The organism is Niastella sp. OAS944, assembly GCA_024809215.1.
GTDB lineage: Bacteria > Bacteroidota > Bacteroidia > Chitinophagales > Chitinophagaceae > Niastella.
The window spans coordinates 1251706-1272891 of the sequence record JANUBW010000001.1; the positions used below are offsets into that span (position 1 = coordinate 1251706).

At 42.5% G+C, this 21186-nt stretch carries 19 protein-coding genes and 3 tRNA genes; 11 read left to right on the plus strand and 11 right to left on the minus strand.

Annotated elements, in window-relative coordinates:
- Window positions 1-259 precede the first annotated feature (259 nt).
- Together GGD38_RS04725 and GGD38_RS04730 are read left to right on the plus strand one after the other, a co-directional pair.
- Window positions 260-1027: a hypothetical protein gene (locus GGD38_RS04725; protein WP_375299170.1), complete on the plus strand. Its 768-nt coding sequence runs from the start codon at window positions 260-262 to the stop codon at window positions 1025-1027.
- A 41-nt stretch (window positions 1028-1068) separates the two neighbouring features.
- Window positions 1069-1554, plus strand: coding sequence for a hypothetical protein (locus tag GGD38_RS04730; RefSeq protein WP_375299169.1), 486 nt, complete (start codon window positions 1069-1071; stop codon window positions 1552-1554).
- A 3-nt stretch (window positions 1555-1557) separates the two neighbouring features.
- Here GGD38_RS04730 and GGD38_RS04735 read toward each other — a convergent pair whose 3' ends face one another.
- The 4 genes from GGD38_RS04735 to GGD38_RS04750 form a co-directional block, all read right to left on the minus strand.
- Window positions 1558-2667 (minus strand): AAA family ATPase, encoded by a 1110-nt coding sequence (locus GGD38_RS04735; protein ID WP_375299168.1) that lies wholly within the window; start codon window positions 2665-2667, stop codon window positions 1558-1560.
- A complete protein-coding gene (locus GGD38_RS04740; RefSeq protein WP_375299167.1) occupies window positions 2645-3358 on the minus strand; it encodes an RNA ligase family protein in 714 nt (237 codons plus the stop codon). Before GGD38_RS04740 ends, GGD38_RS04735 begins: the two co-directional genes overlap by 23 nt.
- A gap of 218 nt (window positions 3359-3576) precedes the next feature.
- Complete coding sequence (locus GGD38_RS04745) at window positions 3577-4275, minus strand: DUF4998 domain-containing protein (RefSeq protein ID WP_375299166.1); 699 nt, start codon at window positions 4273-4275, stop codon at window positions 3577-3579.
- Between the two features lie 18 nt (window positions 4276-4293).
- Window positions 4294-4800 carry a DUF5000 domain-containing lipoprotein gene (locus tag GGD38_RS04750; protein WP_375299165.1) on the minus strand — a complete coding sequence of 169 codons (507 nt, stop codon included), beginning with the start codon at window positions 4798-4800 and terminating at the stop codon, window positions 4294-4296.
- 361 nt (window positions 4801-5161) lie between these two features.
- Between GGD38_RS04750 and GGD38_RS04755 the strand changes: the two genes are divergently transcribed.
- Window positions 5162-5452, plus strand: a complete 291-nt coding sequence (locus GGD38_RS04755) for a GlsB/YeaQ/YmgE family stress response membrane protein (RefSeq protein ID WP_375299164.1) — start codon at window positions 5162-5164, stop codon at window positions 5450-5452.
- Between the two features lie 56 nt (window positions 5453-5508).
- Here the strand turns inward: GGD38_RS04755 and GGD38_RS04760 are convergent, their stop codons facing one another.
- Complete coding sequence (locus GGD38_RS04760; RefSeq protein WP_375299163.1) at window positions 5509-6108, minus strand: TetR/AcrR family transcriptional regulator; 600 nt, start codon at window positions 6106-6108, stop codon at window positions 5509-5511.
- A 284-nt stretch (window positions 6109-6392) separates the two neighbouring features.
- Here GGD38_RS04760 and GGD38_RS04765 point away from each other — a divergent pair, with 284 nt between their 5' ends.
- The 4 genes from GGD38_RS04765 to GGD38_RS04780 are packed head-to-tail and all read left to right on the plus strand — an operon-like array spanning window position 6393 to window position 12716.
- A complete protein-coding gene (locus GGD38_RS04765) occupies window positions 6393-7025 on the plus strand; it encodes a TetR/AcrR family transcriptional regulator (protein ID WP_375299162.1) in 633 nt (210 codons plus the stop codon).
- Between the two features lie 43 nt (window positions 7026-7068).
- A complete protein-coding gene (locus tag GGD38_RS04770) occupies window positions 7069-8433 on the plus strand; it encodes a TolC family protein (RefSeq protein WP_375299161.1) in 1365 nt (454 codons plus the stop codon).
- A gap of 6 nt (window positions 8434-8439) precedes the next feature.
- Complete coding sequence (locus GGD38_RS04775; protein WP_375299160.1) at window positions 8440-9507, plus strand: efflux RND transporter periplasmic adaptor subunit; 1068 nt, start codon at window positions 8440-8442, stop codon at window positions 9505-9507.
- A 35-nt stretch (window positions 9508-9542) separates the two neighbouring features.
- Window positions 9543-12716: an efflux RND transporter permease subunit gene (locus GGD38_RS04780; RefSeq protein ID WP_375299159.1), complete on the plus strand. Its 3174-nt coding sequence runs from the start codon at window positions 9543-9545 to the stop codon at window positions 12714-12716.
- A gap of 116 nt (window positions 12717-12832) precedes the next feature.
- Here the strand turns inward: GGD38_RS04780 and GGD38_RS04785 are convergent, their stop codons facing one another.
- Window positions 12833-14014 carry a hypothetical protein gene (locus GGD38_RS04785; protein ID WP_375299158.1) on the minus strand — a complete coding sequence of 394 codons (1182 nt, stop codon included), beginning with the start codon at window positions 14012-14014 and terminating at the stop codon, window positions 12833-12835.
- Between the two features lie 148 nt (window positions 14015-14162).
- Between GGD38_RS04785 and nth the strand changes: the two genes are divergently transcribed.
- Window positions 14163-14828 (plus strand): endonuclease III domain-containing protein, encoded by a 666-nt coding sequence (gene nth / locus GGD38_RS04790; RefSeq protein WP_375299157.1) that lies wholly within the window; start codon window positions 14163-14165, stop codon window positions 14826-14828.
- Window positions 14829-15023: 195 nt separating this feature from the next.
- Window positions 15024-16943 (plus strand): right-handed parallel beta-helix repeat-containing protein, encoded by a 1920-nt coding sequence (locus GGD38_RS04795; RefSeq protein ID WP_375299156.1) that lies wholly within the window; start codon window positions 15024-15026, stop codon window positions 16941-16943.
- 21 nt (window positions 16944-16964) lie between these two features.
- Here the strand turns inward: GGD38_RS04795 and GGD38_RS04800 are convergent, their stop codons facing one another.
- The 5 genes from GGD38_RS04800 to GGD38_RS04820 form a co-directional block, all read right to left on the minus strand.
- Entirely contained in the window at window positions 16965-18008 is a 1044-nt protein-coding gene (locus tag GGD38_RS04800) for a hypothetical protein (protein ID WP_375299155.1), read from the minus strand.
- Between the two features lie 76 nt (window positions 18009-18084).
- Window positions 18085-18170 (minus strand) — tRNA-Leu (locus GGD38_RS04805).
- Between the two features lie 97 nt (window positions 18171-18267).
- Window positions 18268-18340: transfer RNA gene (locus GGD38_RS04810), tRNA-Gly, on the minus strand.
- A gap of 157 nt (window positions 18341-18497) precedes the next feature.
- The gene (locus tag GGD38_RS04815; protein ID WP_375299154.1) at window positions 18498-18701 is read right to left on the minus strand and encodes a hypothetical protein; all 204 of its coding nucleotides are present in this window, start codon (window positions 18699-18701) and stop codon (window positions 18498-18500) included.
- Window positions 18702-18746: 45 nt separating this feature from the next.
- On the minus strand, window positions 18747-19775 hold the full coding sequence (locus tag GGD38_RS04820) for a glycosyltransferase family 2 protein (RefSeq protein WP_375299153.1): 1029 nt from the start codon (window positions 19773-19775) through the stop codon (window positions 18747-18749).
- Between the two features lie 63 nt (window positions 19776-19838).
- On the opposite strand from GGD38_RS04820, the gene GGD38_RS04825 reads away from it, so the two are divergent.
- Both GGD38_RS04825 and GGD38_RS04830 read left to right on the plus strand, forming a co-directional pair.
- Window positions 19839-20999: a PAS domain-containing sensor histidine kinase gene (locus GGD38_RS04825; RefSeq protein ID WP_375299152.1), complete on the plus strand. Its 1161-nt coding sequence runs from the start codon at window positions 19839-19841 to the stop codon at window positions 20997-20999.
- A 69-nt stretch (window positions 21000-21068) separates the two neighbouring features.
- Window positions 21069-21152: transfer RNA gene (locus tag GGD38_RS04830), tRNA-Leu, on the plus strand.
- Window positions 21153-21186 lie beyond the last annotated feature (34 nt).

Consider the following 21186-nt stretch of genomic DNA (forward strand, 5'->3'; position numbering starts at 1 on the left):
CAATAAATGTGAAATTGATTCGTACAGTGGGGCGGCAGAGCTATAATGTAGCAGTAAATAGCAATGCAATCGCGTATGGCAAATTAGTTAGCCTGGCAACGGTTAAAAATGGAATATTCTATTTTTTTGATGTATTATTCGTTTACGCAAAAAATAACTGTTATATGTAAATTATTATTCCTCTTTTACGTTTTTTAGCTGAATTACAGAAATCTATAAATTCCGATTAAATTCGCTGTAACCAAACCGTACTGGACTTATGTTAACATTCAAAATAAAACCCAACGGATTTAAAGAGATCAGAAAGAAGATCTTGCTTTTTAGTATTCCCGGTTTCGTAATAGGTGCTGTTTTTACGGGTACCTCTCTTTACACCAGTACCATGAACCGGAGGAATGATGTAACACCCGGGTATGTTCCTGATCATTCAATGCAGCTTATTGACCTCGCTACCTACTTGCCCATTGTGATCTTTATTGCAATTCTTGGGTTTGGACTTAACCGGATGCTGAAAAAAACGAAAAAGACACTTGATAGCTATGAATTGACCATCTCTGATAACCTCATTGCGCGGGAACAATTAAACACCCCTACCATCTCCATTTATATAAGTGAGGTTCAGGAAATAATTAAACGCAAAAAAGGCGGCTTTTACATAAAAGGTGAAAAAGCCCGCGATCTTATTATAGTGCCAAAACAAATTGAAAACCCGGAACAACTGGAAATTGCGTTGGAGAAAATAAAACCGCTTGTATCAAAGGGTAAAGCAGCCGATCAACTAAAATGGCAGGCGTTGTTAGGTCTTGCTTCCATGGCATTATTGATAACAGTGAACGTATCCCTGAATAAGACCGTTGTTGCCATTGGCGGAACGCTGTTTTTGGGACTCACCGTGTATAATTTTGTTCAGGCGCAGAAAAGTAAGAACATAGATTACAAAACTAAAAGGACCAGGTGGATCAGTTTGGTGTTGTCGTTCTTTGTTATATACGTAATGTATATAAAGCTTACAGGTAACTTCTTCTAAAAAAAAGAGGAATCGTATCTTTATATTACAAACAGGTGTGCATGGAAAATAGTAACAACAAAGGATTGCAGGAGCTGGAGGCTACATTGGGCAAACCTAAATACTATATAGATGCACCGGATAAAATACCGGGTGAGCAATACTACTGGTTCCCCAACCAGGGCGATAGCATGAACGATAACACACCGGGCGCCATTCCTGGCGGCAGTCTTACCCTTGGCCGCTTGTTAACCGTAAATGACATTGCCAAAATACCATTGCACCGGCCCATGGTGTTTATAATTGAATACAATGGCGAACGGTTTTGTTTGCTGAAAAGCCCTTCTCAAATAAAAACTGCCGACGAAAATACCGGTGTTGACCAGCTTTGCCTTCACAGCTATAACCCGGCTGCGGGTTACGATGATCTGTGGGTGCCGTTCAAACATATCAAATACATTTTTGTGATTGAAAGGGTTCGCCGCCCCAATGGAACTGAGTTTGTACCGGAAATAAGAACGCCCCCTAAAAACGGAGGCGTTCAATAAACATCAGTCTTTGATAAAGTAAACCACTTCATGCGCTTCCCAGGGCGCGGGCACTTCCAGTTTGCCAACCAGTTTATCTACTGCATTTTTCGGCACAACCGCTTCGCGGTTTTTATTCTGCACATGCAATTTATTATAAGGTACTTCTATATACACAATTTTTACATAGGCCTTATAAGTAATAAACAGGTCAATCAATTGCGACCGCATTTGCCTGGTTATATTGGTGGCGTTCCAAACAAAATGTCGCTTTTTGCGTAAATGTTCCCTGGCCTGTTCTTTTGCCAGTTGCACCACGGTACCATTACCGCTTTTATCGGTGGGGGCAATTTTATTTGCCCGGCGAATTTCATCCAGATTAATAACAGGCCAATCGGTATAATACTGCCGTACATACGTATCCTTGCCCGAACCAGGTAATCCGCAAAGTATAATGACCGTAGAACCAAATTCATCAAAAGGAACAAACCCCGGTGAGCTATTCTCTTTATTAAAATAATGGAACTGGGCATGTGGCGTTTTAAACGCCTTTGTCTTTCCCCAACAGTCATGTTCCTGGCACAAAGCCTCAAACAGATCTATACGATATAAAAGTTCCTGCTGGTCGTTACATACCCTTCCCAATGCATCGGCCCTTGCCAGCAGGGAAAGTAGCTTCGTATCAACTACCAACGCAGCCTCTATAACCGTTCTTGCCGGATCCCGCCTTTCAATGGCCCAAATGGGTTGTCCATGCAGCCGCACCAGTTGCACTATTTGTTCCCGAATATGAAATGGCGCCCGCAGTTCGGTGTATAAGAGCTGCCGTGCAGTCATAGCACCTTTTTTCGAATGCCCCTTTGAGGTAATGCTTCCATCAGGTTCATGTACGGTAGTGGACCGCTTTTCTACATCGTGTAACAATGCAGCCGCCCATAGTATCTCCTGTTCCTGTGCCGGCAGGTTTTTATATCCTTCCAGTTGCTGCAAGGCCTCCAGCACCATGCGCGTATGAACGGCCACGTTCCCTTCGGCATGATGCACAGGGTCTTGCGGAACAGTTTCCATATCACGTACCCAACTGAACTGAGCCTGCAAACTATCCCAGTCTTTATTGATTGTTAAAGTCCACATACTGCCCTCCTTCGTATTTTAAACCAGCACGTTTCCAGTTCCGCGTCCAGTGCTCGTTTGTTTTTACATGCCCTTTGCGCACCCATTTAAATACATTGTGTGCAAATTCCTCGCGGTGAAAAGCAGCTGCATTCCGGCTTACTATACCTTCCAGCGTACAGGGTTTTCCGGTAGCCGTATCAACCGGATCGAACGCACCGGCCGTACCAACAACGTTCATTATCTTTTGCTCGAACAAATGCCGGTCGTGGGGTGTAGGCTCTATTTCAATCTGCGGTACTGTTGGCAGATCGAGCATAGCTGCATAGAATTTCACTTCTTCCCAACTTAACCAGCGACCCTGTTCCCGAACAGCAAATACATAAAAATGATGATCGAGTTGTTGGTACCTGATGGAATGAACGGCATACAGGTTCTCTAAAAAAATTTCCAGATCGCCCAGGTCATTCTTTACCCGCTGCCAAAATTCGCGCAACGTGGCAGTCCAGGGCGAGGTGGTGGGCGCTGCATGCGAACGTGCAAATACGCCCCATTTGCTCAAACAGTTATTTTCACCATCGAGCTTTTCGGTATGTACTACCGTTTTTATTTGTTGAAGGTCGCTCCAGTAATCAAAATTGATCCTGTCATCGCTGGTTGTTCCCGGCGAAAAGGGATAATGATATGTGCGACCGTATTTCTCTGATTGCATAAACAAAGTAATACGTGAGTAAGATTAAAAGAAAATCGGTAACACTCTTAGTGAAGAGCATCAAATAGAAAGGGATGATATGTGGGAGCGATTACATAACACAAGGTTTACCTTGTTTTGAATTGAGTGCAAAAATACAGCTTTTTCTGATTAATACAAATGGGGCCGCTTGGCGGCCCCATGTACATAACAATCGACTATATAGTATTCATCAACCATTAACGTGTAATGTATTGGGTGGCAAACGTATCAATACAGGTTGAGTCGGGCCGGTAAAATGTGCGATAAGAGAATTTCGCTTTCTGAAAATCAAAACCATTTAAACCGGTCTTCATATCCTTAACAGGCACATCTATCTTAACCATATTACCCGAAGGATTTTTAGGATACAACACCTCTGTATATAAAGTGGTTGCCAAAGCAGCATCCCAATTAATTGTTGTGCTATCGCTGGCAGATGTATAAGTAACAGAAGTAAGGTAACGGTTTGTCAACGATTTGCGATAAATGTCGCCATATGACCTGCCCACCACATATACCGGCACCGACCTGATGCCTTCGAGGTCATATGTATAAACGGTAAATGTGATAACGCTTTCGGGCAGGGGAATTGTTTGTTCAAACTTATTTCCCGTTACACTTCTTTTTATATCATACACCAGCGAATCTTTATTGGTGTTCCAGAGCACCTTAACAGTCGCCACTTTAGGATCGGCAGTTAATAGACCAGAAATACGAACCCTTTCTTTACCTGATAATACCTTTAAGGAATCGAGCGTGCCGGGATATATAATTTCACCACCGGGCGTATACTTTTTATATTCATCCCATTTGGAACAGGAAACAACAGTGAGCATCGTGAATAGCAGCAATACGGTAAGCATGCGCCTGTTTATATATTGAATTAGCTTTTTCATAATTATTTTATTTTTTGTTTATCGGGGATCGCCATAAACACTTATCTCATTTATACTTTGTGCAGTACCGCCTGCAAAATTCTCCAGGCAGCGAACACGAATGTACCGTACCCTCGGAGCCGTAAGGGGCATTTCAAAATTAAAACCGGCAGTGGCCGTAGCCTGGTCTAATGCATTATCAGTTCCGTACGGCTGGTTCGATGGCTTTACGACTTCGTAGGTACCAAGTAACGTCCAGCTATTATCAAGCGATCCATCGGAAGTTGGATTGGTTGAACCATACAACTCAAAGCGCTTCATGGTAGTGAGATAATACCACCTGCTGCCTTCGGGGTACGGTCGTATCCACACCCGGCTTAGCCTGGCTGTTATACCCATATCGAAAGTGATCATATGGGGCTGGTTGCCCCCCTTCGACTGATCGGTAAAACTTGTATATGGCCAGCCAAATCTTCCATCCCAGGCGTACTCCAAACGCGCGCCATTGGTTACCTGCGGGGCATCATTTGGCATAGCCACACCCATACCCAAAACCCGTTTCGCTGAGAAAAACTTTGAAACAATAAAAAAGATATTGCTTGCTCTTAATTCAACCAAATGTGATTACTATATCGTTGACGAAAGCCTTAACCCCTACATTTACGAAACAGCTGAATACAAAAAGTATTTTGGCAACTGCGGTCAACCGAAAAACGATCGCTACCCTGTGAAGAGGTTCGTTATCAGCTATAATAACAAAAAAAGATTGACGCAGGACCATTTTGAATTCTTACGTACCGATAATGGATACAAATTAATTGGCGTACAGCTGAACTCGGCAAAATTGCAATGAACCCGAACCCGGCATTTAAATTGCAACAATAAACATTGAAAAACATATTCCACTATGACACTCACAGAGTTATTAATACTTCTTGTTATTGCCGCCATTTGCGGGGCAGTTGGTCAATCACTTGCCGGGTACGACCTGGGCGGTTGCCTGGTTTCCATTGTGGTAGGGTTTATTGGCGCATATATTGGTTTATGGATAGCGGGAAAATTTGGCTTGCCCGAAATATTTGCCATTCATGTAGGCGGAAAAACTTTCCCTATCGTTTGGGCAGTTGTGGGGTCGGCAGTCTTTACATTAATAATAGCACTGATACGAGGGGCTATATTTGGAAGGAATCGGCTATAACAGAACGCCTGCCCGTTTACGAGCATGTTTGGTGAGACGTTAATTAAGATGGATGATTAAGCCTTTAAGCCGTTAAATAAACAATCAGCCATAAATACAAGTTGGCTGCTGGTTAAATTAAAGTCGTCTTCCAGAAAAAGTTTGTGGGCAGTAGCCTTCACTGTTATGTTGGTCATGGTTGCCCACAAACTCATTTCTGCATTGTTCAACATTTTTACTTCGCGTTGGCTGATGCCCAATATAAGAATGTCTTTTATCATTTCTTCGATGTATAGGTCGCGTTTCTTAACAATACTATCGAACAAAAAATGGGTTTCATGCAGCTCCGATTTGAAAACGGAAAACTGATTGGATTTTTGTTTTACCCCTTCAAGCAGGGTGGTGAACAATACCCTGAATTTGCTGGTGGCCGATTCTTCTTTTTTTACTGCTTCGGCTACCAATGCTTCGGTTGTAGCTATATCACGTAATATGACCGCCTCAAAGATCTCTTCCTTCGTTTTATAATAATAATACAGGGCGCTTTTCGACTTACCTACCTGGCGGGCAATATCCTCCATGGTGGTCTTTTTAAACCCAAATCTTTCAAACAATTCCCGGGCGCCATTTAGTATATCTTCCTTAAACGGATCTTTCAAATCTTGACTATTCGACATTTTTGGTCGATTTAAACGTGTTTATACAAATATACGTAATCCTTCGCTACTACTTATTCTGGTAAAACAGAAACGCCAGAAAAAACGGGCGTTTCAGATGTTTAATTTCAATAAACATTGGATTTCAACAAATTGAACCTATTTCTCATCTATAAATGCCGGCATTTCCTACGCTTACCCGCAGCGCTTTCACATTCCTTTAACAATTTAATTCGACCATTTTTACAATTTGGTCGAAAAGTCACATTACCTTTGACCAACAAACCAAATTGGTCGAAAATTTAATGACTGAATTAATCATATTAGAAACAGCTTACCGCTTATTCACCACGCAGGGCATACAGCTCTACACGATGGATGAAATTGCGTCGCGACTGGCGATCTCGAAAAAGACCCTTTACCGGTTCTTTACTTCGCGCCAGCACCTGGTTCAGCAGGTTTGCCAACTGGTGGCCAACGACTACAACCACGCCATGGAAAGAGTCGAACATGATAAAGCACACAACCTGCAACGAGTGCTTGGGTTTATGGCAGCCAATGTTGATTTCTGCAAAAAAACCAGTGTGGTATTTTTTACAGACCTGCAAAAACATTACCCGGCAGAATATCAAACCCTCACTACAGCACTCAATACCATCACAGAGCAACTGTTGCTGCGCGTACTTGAACAGGGAATTGTGGAAGGTGTATTTCGCGGCAGCCTGCACCCAAAGCTGGTAGTTACCATTTTACTACAACATAGAAAAAGAGATTTTGAATTCGCTGCCGAACTGGTGAACGACTATTCAAAAGATGAAGTGTTCAGGCAGGCAACATATCTGTTCCTGTATGGCATTATAGCACCGGAAGCTATTCCCCTTCTTGAAAATGAATTAAAACAATACAGTTTGCCTAACAGGATGGCGCATGTGGAATAGAACGAATCACTTTAATCAAACAGCTCAATTAAATACATAGTTAATGAAACACAATCAATCGCTTCGAACCCTTGTTCAACGTTTGGTTTTGCTTGTGGCCGGAGTAAGTATGATATCGCTGGCAAACGCTCAAACAGCGCCGCTTACCCTAAAAGAAGCATTACAACAAGCTTTGAAAAACAAATCGGAAGCAATTAAGGCCAAACTGGATGAAGAGAACAGCCAGAATAAAATTGACCAGGCCCGGTCACAGGCGCTGCCGCAAATAAATGGCAACGCCGGTATTACCTTTAATCCTATTCTTCAATTAAGCGCCATACCAGGCGAGTTAGCAGGCCAACCTGGCAAAACAATGCTGGTAGCGTTTGGACAAAAATGGAACAGTAGTGCCTCGGTATCGCTTTCACAAACTTTGTTCGATAAATCGGTATTCACCGGTTTGAAGGCAGCAAAAACCACCCAACAGTATTACCAACTGGTAAGCGGTCTTACCGATGAACAGGTAATTGAAAAAGTGGCCACACAATATTACCAGGTATTGGTTCAACGCCAGCAGCTGGTAGTTATCGATAGCAATATTGCCACTACGTCCCGGATATTTAATGTAATAGAAGGCCAATTTAAGAATGGCCTGGCTAAAAAGATCGACGTTGACAGAAGTAAAGTAAACCTGAGCAATCTGCAGGCTCAACGTTCACAATTGAGCAACGCCGTTCAACTGCAGGAAAACACGTTGAAGTTTTACATGGGCGTTCCTATTGAAACAGCCATCACCGTTCCAACGTCGGCACTGGATGGCATTAAACCTCAATTGGCCATGATGGACAATACGCCTGATGTAAAAAAGTTAACAGACTACCAGGTGTTGAAGAAACAGGAAGAACTGCTGGTGTTACAAAAGGATGCCACCAACGCAGCATACTATCCATCATTATCGCTTTCGGGTAATTACGGTTACATGGGCATGAGCAATAAATTCCCTATAGGTACCGGTGCTAACTGGTTCGACTATGCATCGGTAGGGCTGAACCTGAAGATCCCGATCTTCAATGGATTTTCAACCCGCTCAAAAGTGCGCCAGGCCGATATTGACATCAGAAAATTACAGGCAGATATAAAGAACACCGAACTATCGCTGAACCTCGCCTATCAAAATGCGAAAACACAGCTTGGCAACAGCATCATAACCCTGAACAATCAGAAAACAAACGTTGCTCTGGCAGAAGAGGTGTATACCAATACGCAGAACAACTATACACAGGGATTGGCGCCACTGACCGACCTGCTTGATGCGGAAAATTCGCTTACCACTGCACAAAACAACTATACCGCTGCTTTGCTCGATTATAGAATAGCAGAGATTCAACTGATAAAAGCACAGGGAAATTTAAAATCACTCTTAAACTAACATACAATGAAGAAGATCGCTAAGATCATTGTAACAATCGTAGTAATCATAGTCTCTTTAGGAGCTATTGCTAAAGTACTCTCGAACAACAAAAAGAAATCGGAAGAAAAAACCAAGATCGTAGCCCAAACAAATGCATCTGTTTCAGTACGCATAGATACCGTAAAGCGTGCAGTACCCGACCTCGATGTAATTGCCAACGGCAACTTTGCACCTGCACAGGAATTGAAACTGTCTTCAGAAAAAGCGGGCCGTGTAGTAAATGTGCTGGTTGATGAAGGTAGCTATGTACATAATGGACAAAGTGTTGCCACCATTCGCGTTGATCAGTTATCGGTTGACTTGCACAATGCAGAAGCCAATTATCAAAGTGCTCAAACCGATCTGGAAAGATATGAGAATGCCTTTAAAACAGGCGGTGTTACCCAACAACAACTCGATAATGCCCGGTTAAAAGTACAAAATGAAAAAACCAAACTGGAGCAATCAAAGATCAACCTGGGCGATGCAAATATTCGCGCTACCATCAGCGGTATTGTAAACAAACGTCATATTGAACCCGGTAGCGTGGTTTCACCCGGCACCGCTTTATTCGATATCGTAAATGTTTCAACCCTTAAACTGAACGTTACGGTGAACGAAGCACAGATCCCCTACCTGAGCGTTGGTAAACAGGTACAGGTGAAAGCAAGCGTGTTCCCTGAAAAAACTTTCACAGGCAAGATCAATTTCATTGCCCCTAAAGCCGATGAAGCATTGAACTTCCCTGTAGAGATCACTATCACCAACAATGCAGCCAACCAGTTGAGAGCAGGCATGTATGGAACCGCCGTTTTCGACTTCCCTAATCAGTCATCAGTGATCATGATACCACGTACTGCCTTTGTGGGTAGTGTGAACAACAAACAGGTATTTGTAGCCGAAGGCGATGTAGCTAAATTAAAAACCGTTACCCCCGGCCGCGTACTGGGTGAAAAAGTAGAAGTGCTGAACGGACTTACGGAAGGTGCTTTTGTAATTACCAGCGGACAGATCAATCTTGTTGACGGCAGCAAAGTAAGCATCATTCGATAAGCGCCCGTACAACCATCAATGTAAAATTATTATAAATGAAATTAGCTGAAATATCCATAAAACGGCCTTCCATGGTGATCGTATTGTTTACGATCCTCACATTGGGTGGTTTGTTTAGTTACTCTCTATTGGGCTATGAACTGATACCGAAGTTCGACAGTAACGCGGTGACCATTACAACGGTTTACCCCGGTGCGTCGCCTGCGGAAGTGGAAAATACGGTTACCAAAAAAATTGAAGATGCCGTAGCCTCCCTTGAAAACATTAAAAAGCTGGAATCGAAATCTTATGAAAGTATTTCATTGGTAACCATTTCGCTAAACAGCGGCGCCGATGCAGATTATGCATTGAACGATGCGCAGCGTAAGATCAATGCTATTCTGAAAGATCTTCCCGAAGATGTTGATCCGCCTTCTTTGAATAAATTCTCATTAAGCGATCTTCCTATTCTTACCTTCTCTGCCTCAGCCAAAATGGATGAAGCACAATTTTTCGATCTGATCGACAAACGCATCAGTCCGGCTCTTTCCCGTGTAAATGGTGTGGCGCAGGTAACCCTGGTGGGTGGTCAGGAAAGAGAGATACAGGTAAGCCTTGATGCCGAGAAACTGAAAGGCTATGGTTTATCAGTACCTCAGGTACAACAGATCATTCTTAGCAGTAACCTCGATTTCCCTACCGGCAATGTACAAACCCGTGAGCAAAGCATTCTGGTGCGGTTATCGGGTAAATACAAGAACGTAGAAGAAATGCGTAACCTGGTACTTACCTCAAAGAATGGCATAGCCGTTCGGTTGGGTGATGTAGCCGATGTACAGGATTCGCAAAAAGAAGTAGAGAAAATTTCAAGGGTCGACCAAAAGAACGCGATCGCCGTTCAGATCGTAAAGCAAAGCGATGCCAACGCAGTAGCGGTTGCAGATGAGATCAAAAAACGGGTTGCCTCACTGGAGCAACAATATGCAGCCAATGGTTTGAAACTTGAAATTGCCAACGATAGTACCGTGTTCACCCTCGAAGCTGCCGATTCAGTAGTACATGACCTGTTGCTGGCGGTAGTACTGGTGGCATTTGTGATGTTGTTCTTCCTGCATAGCATAAGGAACTCGCTCATCGTAATGGTGTCTATTCCTGCCTCACTGATAGCAACCTTTATTGGTATGGCGCTGTTGGGCTATACATTGAACCTGATGAGTTTGCTGGGTCTGTCGCTGGTGGTTGGTATACTTGTGGATGACGCCATTGTGGTTCTGGAGAATATTTACCGCCATATGGAAATGGGTAAGAACCGCGTACGCGCAGCATTCGAAGCCACCAAGGAAATTGGGTTTACCGTAACCGCCATTACCATGGTAATTGTGGTGGTGTTCTTACCAATTGCCTTAAGTACCGGCCTGGTATCGAATATCATTAAACAGTTCTGCGTAACCGTAATTATTGCAACGCTGTTATCATTGTTATCATCGTTTACCATTGTGCCCTGGTTGTCATCGCGCTTTGGTAAACTGGAACATCTTAGCAACAAATCGATCTTTGGTAGAATTATCCTGGGTTTTGAAAAAGGACTTACCTCTTTCACACACTGGATCACCGGAATCTTAAAATGGTCATTGAAACATAAACGTATTACGCTGGCTATTGTATTAGTAATGTTTGTTGGCTCACTGTATATGCTTGGTGGTGGTTACATTGGTGGTGAGTTCTTTGCAAAGAGCGACCGTGGCGAATTCCTGGTACAAATGGAACTACCTAAAGACGCTTCTATTGAACAAACCAACCAGGTTACACAAAAAGCCGAAGCTTATTTAAGCAAAAAGCCAGAGATCGTAAGCCAGGTAACGGCTGTTGGTCAAACTAGTGAAGGTTTTGCCGGTAGTCAGTCAACCGCTTATAAATCGGAGATCAGGGTTAGGCTGGTTGATCAAAAAGAGCGCGCTGATGATTCGTATGTGTACGCCGCTAAAATAAAACGAGAATTACAAAATGTGCTGGTAGGTGTTAAGGTAAAAACAACACCAATAGGTATGTTAGGTACGGCCGACCAGGCGCCCCTGGCGTTGATAGTAATGGCGCCCGATTTAGATAGCGCCATGGTATTTGCCAATGCCGCTCATGAAGAATTGAAAAAAATAAGAGGCGCAACTGAAACAAAACTCACCGTTGAAGCGGGTAACCCTGAGATCAACGTTAAGGTTGACCGCGATAAAATGGCCAGTCTGGGTCTGAGCCTGCAAACCGTTGGTTTAACCATGCAAACCGCCTTTAACGGCAATACCGATGGTAAATTCAGGGCCGGTGAATATGAATACGACATCAACATCCGGTATAACAGCTTCAACAGATCGAACATCGACGATGTACGTAACCTGGAGTTTACCAATGATCAGGGTCAACGTATCAAATTGTCACAGTTCGCCAATATCGTCGAATCTTCTGGCCCCAGCTTGCTGGAAAGAAGAGATAAAAGCCCTTCTGTAACTGTTCAGGGACAAACCGTTGGCCGCCCTTCGGGTACTGTTGCCGGCGAGTGGCAGAAAGCCTTTGAAAAAATAAGAAAACCCGCTGGTGTAAGTTATGTATGGGGTGGTGATATGGAAAACCAGTCGGAAGGTTTTGGTACTCTTGGTGTGGCATTGCTCGCAGCCATCTTACTGGTGTACCTGGTAATGGTACTGTTGTACGACAGCTTTGTAATGCCACTGGTGGTATTGTTCTCTGTACCGTTATCGTTCATTGGTGCATTGCTGGCACTGGGTTTAACCAACAACTCATTGAACATCTTTACCATCCTTGGTATTATCATGTTGATCGGGTTGGTTTGTAAAAACGCCATCATGATCGTTGACTTTACCAATCACCGGAAACAAGCAGGTGAAAACACTTTCAACGCTTTGATACAGGCAAACCATGCAAGGCTTCGTCCAATCCTTATGACAACCATTGCGATGGTGTTTGGGATGTTACCCATAGCTATTGCAACGGGCCCGGGTGCAGAATGGAAGAATGGACTGGCCTGGGTAATTATCGGTGGTTTGATCAGTTCGCTGTTCCTAACCCTGATCATTGTGCCCGTGATCTACGCCATCTTCGATCATTGGACCACACGCAGAAAAAACAAAAAACAACAAAAGACTATAGACGAATTAATGGTTGAGGAATTCGTACCCGCCGAAAGCGAAGATGGATTCACTCCCGTACACGCTGTGTAAACTAGCTAGGATTTACGCAAGATAGACTGGCAATTTTCATGAAAGGGTGAGCAGGACACCGGAATTCATTTTCCGGGTCCTGCTTTTTTATTACTTAGTGCTGGCTTCTGAATTCTTTAGAACCCGGAAGACGCTCCCGCAACCTTTTTTTGCTTAGAGCCGGAAGCAGTTGAACTTTTTGGTTTTGCGGTGGTGGATTTACCTGATTTTGTGGAACTACCTAAGGATGAACCTGCCATTTTTATAGAAGTAGACGGTCTGATGGTAATTGTTGATGCGCCTCTGTTCAGTACTACGTCTTCAATAAACATTCCTTTTATATAAACACCACTTTCGTTCAGCTTAGCCGTATTTGACAATCCTGGTCCAGGGGGCCAGAACCACAGGAACAGGTAGGTAAGACTTGCCTTGTTTCCGGTAATGACCATTGACGTTACTCTCCCCTCTTTATTCAGTTTCGCATTGATTGTAAATTTTCCGTACAAATGTTCAAGCCTCAGGCTGGGGCCCATTTTTATTACAAGGCTATTATCGCCCAATTCAGCGCTTTCAAGATTAAATGTTTCTGCTGTCATTAAAGCCTTCGGAATATTTAACACCCAGTAATATTTGAATCCCAAAAACCGGCACAGGTAATCGTGTAATTTTTGGTGATACTTATAGTTTTTTTGCTCTGCAAGCTCTTTCTCATAGCCAACTTCGTACTCCGTTCCATTTTCTTCAACCGTATACATGGTAATGGCATCCAGGCTGTCTTTTACTTTTTCATCAACAACCGCCTTCTCCGCATCGCCTTCTTCCCTTTTTGCTTTTTCGATCTCATATTGTCGTTCGGCCGCTTCTCTTTTTTTGTTTTTGATCTCCTCAATGTCTTCATTCTCCTGTGCAGTACCCATTTGTCTTAAGGCTTCCCAATAGATCATTTCATAAGTACGTGCTTCAAACCGGGGATAACGCTGTTTAAAATCGTCCAGGATATTTCTGAAGTTCATTAACATTGACTCCTGTACAGAACGGGAGTTATCCTGGGCCACCATAGAAAGACAGGTCCATAAATGATCAATATCCCTACTTAACTTTTTATATTGCTCATTCAGCAAATAGTCACCCGCTTCCCAGGTACGCATTTCTTTCAGCTTCGCAGGGGAAATTCTTTTATAGCTATATAATTTATCGCCAATACTAATTTCCGCAGGCTCAAGAAGACCATTCACTTTCGCAAAATCCATACGATTTTGTGCCTTCACAACGAGCGAGCAAACAAGAAAAGATGCAATAAGGCCCAATAGCTTTTTCATTATTCAAGGGGTTAGGGGTTAATAAGCAAAACTCCAATTTTGCCGAATTAGTGTCATTTGCCAGCTATTTGTTACATAAACCTATCTAAAACCATAGCAATCAATTACGATATAATTTAATTAAATTTATATTTCATTTTACTTCCATATGAAACAGCCAACCATCGACTGGCCTGCTGCCGTAAAGCCATTGCTGAAGAAATATAAAAACACCCAACATCCGCTTGAGGCTGCCAATCTTTATCAATGGATAGTAATGGTGGTTTTATCGGCACAGTCAACTGATCATGTGGTGAACTTAATAGCTCCTGAATTCTTTAAAGCATTCCCTAATATGCGGGCCCTCGCCAAAGCAGAAGCGGAGTTGTTGTTCCCTTATATAAGTAAGATCAGGAACTTCAGACATAAAGCGCAGTGGTTGGTAAAAACGGCAAAAGCGATAAAAAACGACAGTAATATTCCACTTGATATTGACTCGCTGGTTGAATTGCCGGGCATCGGCCGCAAATCGGCCAATGTGATCAGGCGGGGCGCCAAAGCATCGCCTGAAGGAGTTATTGTTGATCTGCACACCATTCGCGTTGCCAATAGATTAGGAATTGTCAATACAACAACTCCCGAAAAGATTGAAAAGGAATTGATGGAAATACTTCCCAAAAAAGAATGGGATGCCGGCATGGCTATGTCGTTTCTGGGGCGGGAGATCTGCCGCCCAAAACCGCAATGCCCCATTTGTTTAATGAAGAAAGTTTGTACCTATTATAATGGCTGGAAAACCGGAAGTACTGTAAAAAAGAAGGTAGCTAAAAAATAACGTTTCAACAGGGTTCCTTATGCGCTATAGTCACCTTGCAAATTCCCCATTTTTTTTAAATCACTAAATAGTCGCAGTTGGAAATTTCTAAGCATAAACTTGTAGGTGGTACATTTATTTAACGCGCACTTCCTGCTGAAATTCCTAGTTTTGTTTTACCAATAATTCAAGACCTAAGAAAACCTATTTAATCTGATGAAAACCACAATGTCCTTGTGCCTGGCCATGCTATTTGTATTGGCTAACCTTAGCGTACGTGCAACTAACTATTATGTAGATCCTTCCTCAACCGGATCAAATCAGGGAACATCAAATAATCCCTGGAAATCGATAGCAGACATTCCCTGGGCCATTAATTATTACTCACCCGGCGATACAATTTTCTTCAAACGTGGACAGTATTTTACCGGCACACTTTCATTAAACAGTTCTGGCAGTAATGGTGCACCTATTGTGCTAATGCCCTATGGTACAGGCAATGCACCTGTATTTCAGTACGACCCCGCTCGCTATACCGAGTCGAACATTTATGACCGGGTACATATCAGGTTGAACCAGTGCAATAATATTGTGATCGACGGCTTTGAGCTTACTGACGCTACCATGCCCGATGCAGATCATACATTAACAGCTAATGTAGGCTATGGCGTGTACATCTATAAAGGAAGCAACAATGTCATAAAAAACCTTACCATTACAAAGCTGGGTTCCGGAGTATCTATCGATCAAAGTAATAACAACACCATTACCAATTGCACCATCCGTAACTTACGCATCATTCTCAATACACCTGATGTTGAATGGGACGATTTCGGCGCCATGGGTATAATGGTGGGCGGTTCAGATAATACCATTACCTATAATCAGATCCATGATTGTTATGGCAACAGCTACGACTACCAAATAGATGGCGGCGCTATAGAAATGTATGGCGCTGTTAGTAATAACAAGATCATGTATAACACCGCAAGTGAAAACCTGGGTTTTATGGAATTTGGCAGCGCATCAGGTGCATGGGCGCTCAATAATACAATTGCCTACAATCTTTTGATCAACAATGGGCATGTATTCTGGATCAATACCAACAACGGTTATGGCGTCAATGTAGGCAATCTGCAATTTCTTAATAACAACATTGTAGAAACACACCCGCATCGTTTGTCAGATGTAAGAAATTTGATTGGCATCGCATCTACGCCTTCTGTTTCAAATGTATTGACGATGAAGAATAATATCTTCTGGCTTTCAACCCCTATCAACATAACAGATCCCAACGTACAACCATTTAATGGTCCCCAACTTGTTCACCAGAATAACCTGTTCCATATGGTTGGCGGAAGCCTGGGATATACAATGGATGTATCAGAAAAAAATCTTCAACCAGGAATATCATTGTTTAAAGACATTGTTTCTTCAAGTAACCCTGTTTCATGGGACTATGATCTGCAGCCAGCTTCAGCTGCTGTTGATTTTGGCCAGAACATCGGCATTGTTAAAGACTTTTACGGTAAGGCAGTTCCCTTTGGCGGTGTTCCTGATGCAGGCATTGCAGAGAATATTTCCGTTATACTTCCATTGGAAATTTTATCGTTCAAGGGTTGGCAAACTGAAAGCGGTAATGTTATTGAATGGGAAACCAACACTGACGTAGCCGAATATTTTGAAATTGAAAAAAGCACAGGTGGTAATAATTTCAGCAAGATTGCTACGGTCCCTTTCAAAACAGCTTCAGGTGCAACAACTGTAAAATATCAGTTTACCGATAACGACAAGAAAGGCGCTGTACTATATTATCGTATTAAATCGGTTGAATCGGCTAATAAAGGTTCTTATTCCAGGATCATAGGCATTAAAACCAATGAACAAACTTATAACATTACGGTTACCCCCAACCCAGCTCAGGATTATGTATATGTAAGTCTACCAGGCAATGATCTTCTGAATAAAGAAATATTGCTCGTTAATATGGCTGGCGCGGTATTGAAAAAACAAAAAGTGAATGATGCCGGCAGCCGGTTAAAACTAAACGTAAGTGATTTACCAAAAGGAGCCTTTGCAATAAAACTGATAGATAATAAAACCGGTGAATATCATAGTACGCTATTTACAAAATAGCGTACTGTTTTACCTTGCTTTTTAGGTATTTTTATTGATGGCATTGGTTAACACCTTAAATATTACCTCAGACATTTGCTTATCGTAAAATTGCAAAAGCAACTCTGTATTGTTCTTTTGCAAACCTATACCGTCGGCATAGGTATCAAAAGAATGCAATTGAGTATAGGGTATAGAGAACGAATGCTGACTGGCTGAAAATACAACGCCTTTATTGGTAACTGCAAATACGCCCGGCTGATTGGAAAACACTTCTTCTCTAATGGGTGTATTTCTACTCGATCCTAATTGGTAGGCTATACCTTTTCCAACCTTTAAACGCACAGGGCTGCTTTGGGTTAAATGTTGAGAAACATTATTTCTGGCAAACACCAGGTTTGAACTAATTTCCCAATAAGCCACTTCGTCGTTTTGTGTTACAATAGAGGCTGGTTTGCATTCAGGCAAATATCCCTGCTCAAGTGCATTTAATAAGGTGAGGTAATAATATTCTTCGCGCAGCTTTTTATCAATATTGGCTTCACGCATATTGATGCCCAGTTGTTGCGCCATTTTTTTCAACGCCTGCTGCTCATCGAGCGTTACCATTTTATCGGAAAGCACATCTTTAACTGCAATCTCATATAACTCGGCAGCATTCTTATGATTTATTCGTTTTACTTCTTCATCCGAAATATTCAATTCTTTTGCAAACAGTCCGATCTCTTGCAGCTCTTCTTCCGACAAATGGTTATCGGCCAGTTTTTGTTTCGAAAGATTGGTAAGGGCGGTTTTGGCGTATTTGCTTTTAATAGCATTGATATCGGCATCAGCCAGCTGAAAGTATTCTTTTATTTTCTTTAGTGTTTCTTTTTCACCATCGGTAATAGCATAATCCTCAATTACATTCTGCAGGTTCTTTTCATAAATTTCCAATCCGAACGATTGCATTTTAACCGGATCGGCTTTTTTGCTGTTTTCATTATTGTAGTTATCAAAGTGACGTTCCCAGTTCTTGTAATTATCGTCTTTGATCGCACGAATTAATTTCGCGTGCGCCAGGCCTTGAAACAGGTTTTTGAACATTGGATGGGTTTTGTGATTGGGCTAAGTTAATGAAAAAAGCCCCTCGAAATATCGAGAGGCTTCTAACCTTTAACAGTACCCGGGATGGGAGTTGAACCCACACTCCCGTTGCGGGGAACAGGATTTTAAGTCCTGCGTGTCTACCAGTTCCACCACCCGGGTATACCGTATCTTAAATCTACACCAAATACCTGATCCCGGTACATAACCTTAGGATCTATTCGAAACAAAAAATTCCACCTTTTGGATGGAATCTTTGAGCGGAAGACGAGGCTCGAACCCGCGACCTCAACCTTGGCAAGGTTGCGCTCTACCAACTGAGCTACTTCCGCATATAACCGCCTTTTTTAAAGGCGATCAATTATTTTGAAAAGAACTTTTTTCCTTCTTTAACCCGCTGATCTTCTTGTGATTAGCGTTGTTCGTGTTGGGAGTGCAAAGATAGGATTTCTGTGATACCGAGCAAATTTTTTTCGAATTTTTTTCTACTTATTTGTACTGCGGTGTGTATTGGGTATTCGCAGGTACTTCCACCTTCGGCTTCCCTTTATATCTATGCGTATATAAACTGTAGCAGCCGCCCAGTACAAACGCCAGAACACAAAATACTTGCAGGTAAAACAAAAATACGGATGAATTTACCCAGCTACGTTTAAAATCTTTATCGAGGGGATGTTTTTCCAGTGTTGCCATAACTCATTTGATTGCAGTGCAAAAATAATAGTTCAATCTAAAAATTCACCTTTTCTTATCAACAATTTCTGTAAAAGTCTTTTTTCCTTTTACAAAATAACTCCATACAACGCTTTTGTGCATATATCCATGCAGCTTTCCTTTCTTTTTTGGCCGAAACAATCCTTTCTCCCTCGTAACAAACAACCACTTTAAAAATTCGCCATGCGCCTTCATCACCGACCGGTAATAGGTCTTCTGTCCCGAAAGCAATGATTTAAAGGCAGAAACATAATCTAGCCAAAAACGATAACTTATCTTCCATATTGCCTCCCACCTCGGTAGATTTTTTGCCATCATCACCAAATTGTTCCTGAAATTCAAAAACACCTTGCGTGCATTGCCCTTTGGCAAAGTTCCCCCGCCTACATGATATACAACCGATTGAGGACAAGCATACACCTGATACCCTGCTAATTGCACCCGCCAGCAAAAATCAATTTCCTCCTGGTGAGCGAAAAAGTATTCATCCAATCCGCCCAGTGCATGATACACATTCGCCTTTACGAACATAGCGGCGCCACTGGCCCAAAAAATTGGCTCCGCCGTATCATACTGACCTTCATCTTTTTCGCAAACATCAAAAATACGTCCCCGGGCAAAGGGATACCCCAGGTAATCGAGCCAGCCACCTGCCGCCCCGGCATATTCAAACAACTCCCTATTTTCGTATTGTTTGATCTTGGGCTGGCAGACTGCAATGCTTCGGTCTTTTTCAAGAAGCGCAACCATTGCCTCAAGCCAGTTGGGCGTAACCTCAACATCGGAGTTCAGCAACACGTAATAGTCGGCCTGAATTTGCTTTAAACCCTCATTATATCCTTGCGCAAAACCATAATTGCCCTTGTTTTGAATTATTCGCACTGTTGGCCAGTGTTGCTGTAAATACTTCACCGAATCATCGGTTGAGGCATTATCAACAACCACCACTTCCTTATTATTATAGGTAGTAGCCAAAACCGACGGCAAAAATTGCTGTAGAAATTTCTGTCCGTTCCAGTTCAGGATCACAATCGATACAAGTGGTGCTGCCATGCAGTGTAAAAATAATTCAACGAAATAAAGGATGCAAAGGAACGGTTTTTATAAATTAGTTGAATGATTCAACCGCTTTTTAACTGGAGAACCGGATTAGCCCTCATTGCCATAGCTATTGTAAGCGGAACTATATTTTATTCGCAATACCTTGCCCGTAAAATTGCCCGTGAAGAACGTCAGAAAGTAGAAGAATGGGTAGAGGCAACAAAACTGTTATTATATGATACTACCGGCCTTAGCGATAAACTGGTAAGTATCATTATTGCGGAAAATAAAACCGTACCCATTATTGTTACTGATGAAAAGGGGCATATCCTCGATCATGTAAATCTCGATTCGGCCAGTGTTGCCAGTGATACCAATTATATTCAAAAAAAATTACTGGAGTTCCGCTCGCAAAATCCTACAATAGAATGGGTCGATCCGCTAAAGCCAGAAGAAAAGAATCTTTATAATTACGGTCATACCTCCTTGTTAAACCAGGTAAGGTACTACCCGCTTGTGCAGTTGTTTATAGTAAGTATGTTTATTATAATTACTATCCTGGCGCTTACAACCAGTTTTCGATCATCACAAAACCAGGTTTGGGCAGGAATGGCGAAGGAAACAGCGCATCAGTTGGGCACGCCATTAACGTCGCTACAGGGTTGGGTAGAAATTTTGAAGGATGCCAATCCGGGTGAAAAGATCGTTCATGAAATGGAGAAGGATGTGGACCGGTTGAAACTGGTGAGCGACCGGTTTGGTAAGATCGGCAGCACACCGCATCTTGAAAAGCATAATATAGTTGCCCAGGTATCAAGCATGGTAGAATATATTCGCAAACGCGCCCCGGGTAAAGTGCAGTTTGTGCTGAATACCCGTAATATTAATGAGATCTATACCATGCTCTCCCCGCCCCTGTTCGACTGGGTTATTGAAAATCTGCTGAAAAATGCGCTCGATGCCATGGAGGGCAAGGGTTCTATTACCCTCAACATCTGGCAACAGGAAGGTGAAACCTTTATTGATGTTACCGATACCGGCAAGGGCATTGCCAAACAGAATATCAGCAAGGTATTCAAACCGGGGTTCACCACAAAAAAACGTGGCTGGGGGCTGGGGCTAAGTCTTTCTAAACGAATTATTGAGCAATACCACAAGGGACAATTGTTTGTGAAGCAGTCTGAGCTGGGAAAAGGCACTACTTTCAGGATCGTTTTAAAGGAAAAACATGCCTAAAAAAAGCATTTTTCAGAAAAACTTTCTATTTATCAGCAAATCAATTAGATTTGCACCCCAATTAAAAGTGCCCAGATGTTGAAACTGGTAGACAAGCCACTTTGAGGTGGTGGTGCTGGAAACGGCGTGCAAGTTCGAATCTTGTTCTGGGCACCCAAGAATAAAAAGCCTTAAGTTGTTGAACTTG

What these genes read in the sequence shown, in the direction of transcription:
- GGD38_RS04725 (WP_375299170.1), top strand. Translation starts at nt 260, where the DNA reads ATGTTAACATTCAAAATAAAACCCAACGGATTTAAAGAGATCAGAAAG.
- GGD38_RS04730 (WP_375299169.1), top strand. Translation starts at nt 1,069, where the DNA reads ATGGAAAATAGTAACAACAAAGGATTGCAGGAGCTGGAGGCTACATTG.
- GGD38_RS04735 (WP_375299168.1), bottom strand. Translation starts at nt 2,667, where the DNA reads ATGTGGACTTTAACAATCAATAAAGACTGGGATAGTTTGCAGGCTCAG.
- GGD38_RS04740 (WP_375299167.1), bottom strand. Translation starts at nt 3,358, where the DNA reads ATGCAATCAGAGAAATACGGTCGCACATATCATTATCCCTTTTCGCCG.
- GGD38_RS04745 (WP_375299166.1), bottom strand. Translation starts at nt 4,275, where the DNA reads ATGAAAAAGCTAATTCAATATATAAACAGGCGCATGCTTACCGTATTG.
- GGD38_RS04750 (WP_375299165.1), bottom strand. Translation starts at nt 4,800, where the DNA reads ATGGGTGTGGCTATGCCAAATGATGCCCCGCAGGTAACCAATGGCGCG.
- GGD38_RS04755 (WP_375299164.1), top strand. Translation starts at nt 5,162, where the DNA reads ATGACACTCACAGAGTTATTAATACTTCTTGTTATTGCCGCCATTTGC.
- GGD38_RS04760 (WP_375299163.1), bottom strand. Translation starts at nt 6,108, where the DNA reads ATGTCGAATAGTCAAGATTTGAAAGATCCGTTTAAGGAAGATATACTA.
- GGD38_RS04765 (WP_375299162.1), top strand. Translation starts at nt 6,393, where the DNA reads ATGACTGAATTAATCATATTAGAAACAGCTTACCGCTTATTCACCACG.
- GGD38_RS04770 (WP_375299161.1), top strand. Translation starts at nt 7,069, where the DNA reads ATGAAACACAATCAATCGCTTCGAACCCTTGTTCAACGTTTGGTTTTG.
- GGD38_RS04775 (WP_375299160.1), top strand. Translation starts at nt 8,440, where the DNA reads ATGAAGAAGATCGCTAAGATCATTGTAACAATCGTAGTAATCATAGTC.
- GGD38_RS04780 (WP_375299159.1), top strand. Translation starts at nt 9,543, where the DNA reads ATGAAATTAGCTGAAATATCCATAAAACGGCCTTCCATGGTGATCGTA.
- GGD38_RS04785 (WP_375299158.1), bottom strand. Translation starts at nt 14,014, where the DNA reads ATGAAAAAGCTATTGGGCCTTATTGCATCTTTTCTTGTTTGCTCGCTC.
- nth (WP_375299157.1), top strand. Translation starts at nt 14,163, where the DNA reads ATGAAACAGCCAACCATCGACTGGCCTGCTGCCGTAAAGCCATTGCTG.
- GGD38_RS04795 (WP_375299156.1), top strand. Translation starts at nt 15,024, where the DNA reads ATGAAAACCACAATGTCCTTGTGCCTGGCCATGCTATTTGTATTGGCT.
- GGD38_RS04800 (WP_375299155.1), bottom strand. Translation starts at nt 18,008, where the DNA reads ATGTTCAAAAACCTGTTTCAAGGCCTGGCGCACGCGAAATTAATTCGT.
- GGD38_RS04815 (WP_375299154.1), bottom strand. Translation starts at nt 18,701, where the DNA reads ATGGCAACACTGGAAAAACATCCCCTCGATAAAGATTTTAAACGTAGC.
- GGD38_RS04820 (WP_375299153.1), bottom strand. Translation starts at nt 19,775, where the DNA reads ATGGCAGCACCACTTGTATCGATTGTGATCCTGAACTGGAACGGACAG.
- GGD38_RS04825 (WP_375299152.1), top strand. Translation starts at nt 19,839, where the DNA reads ATGATTCAACCGCTTTTTAACTGGAGAACCGGATTAGCCCTCATTGCC.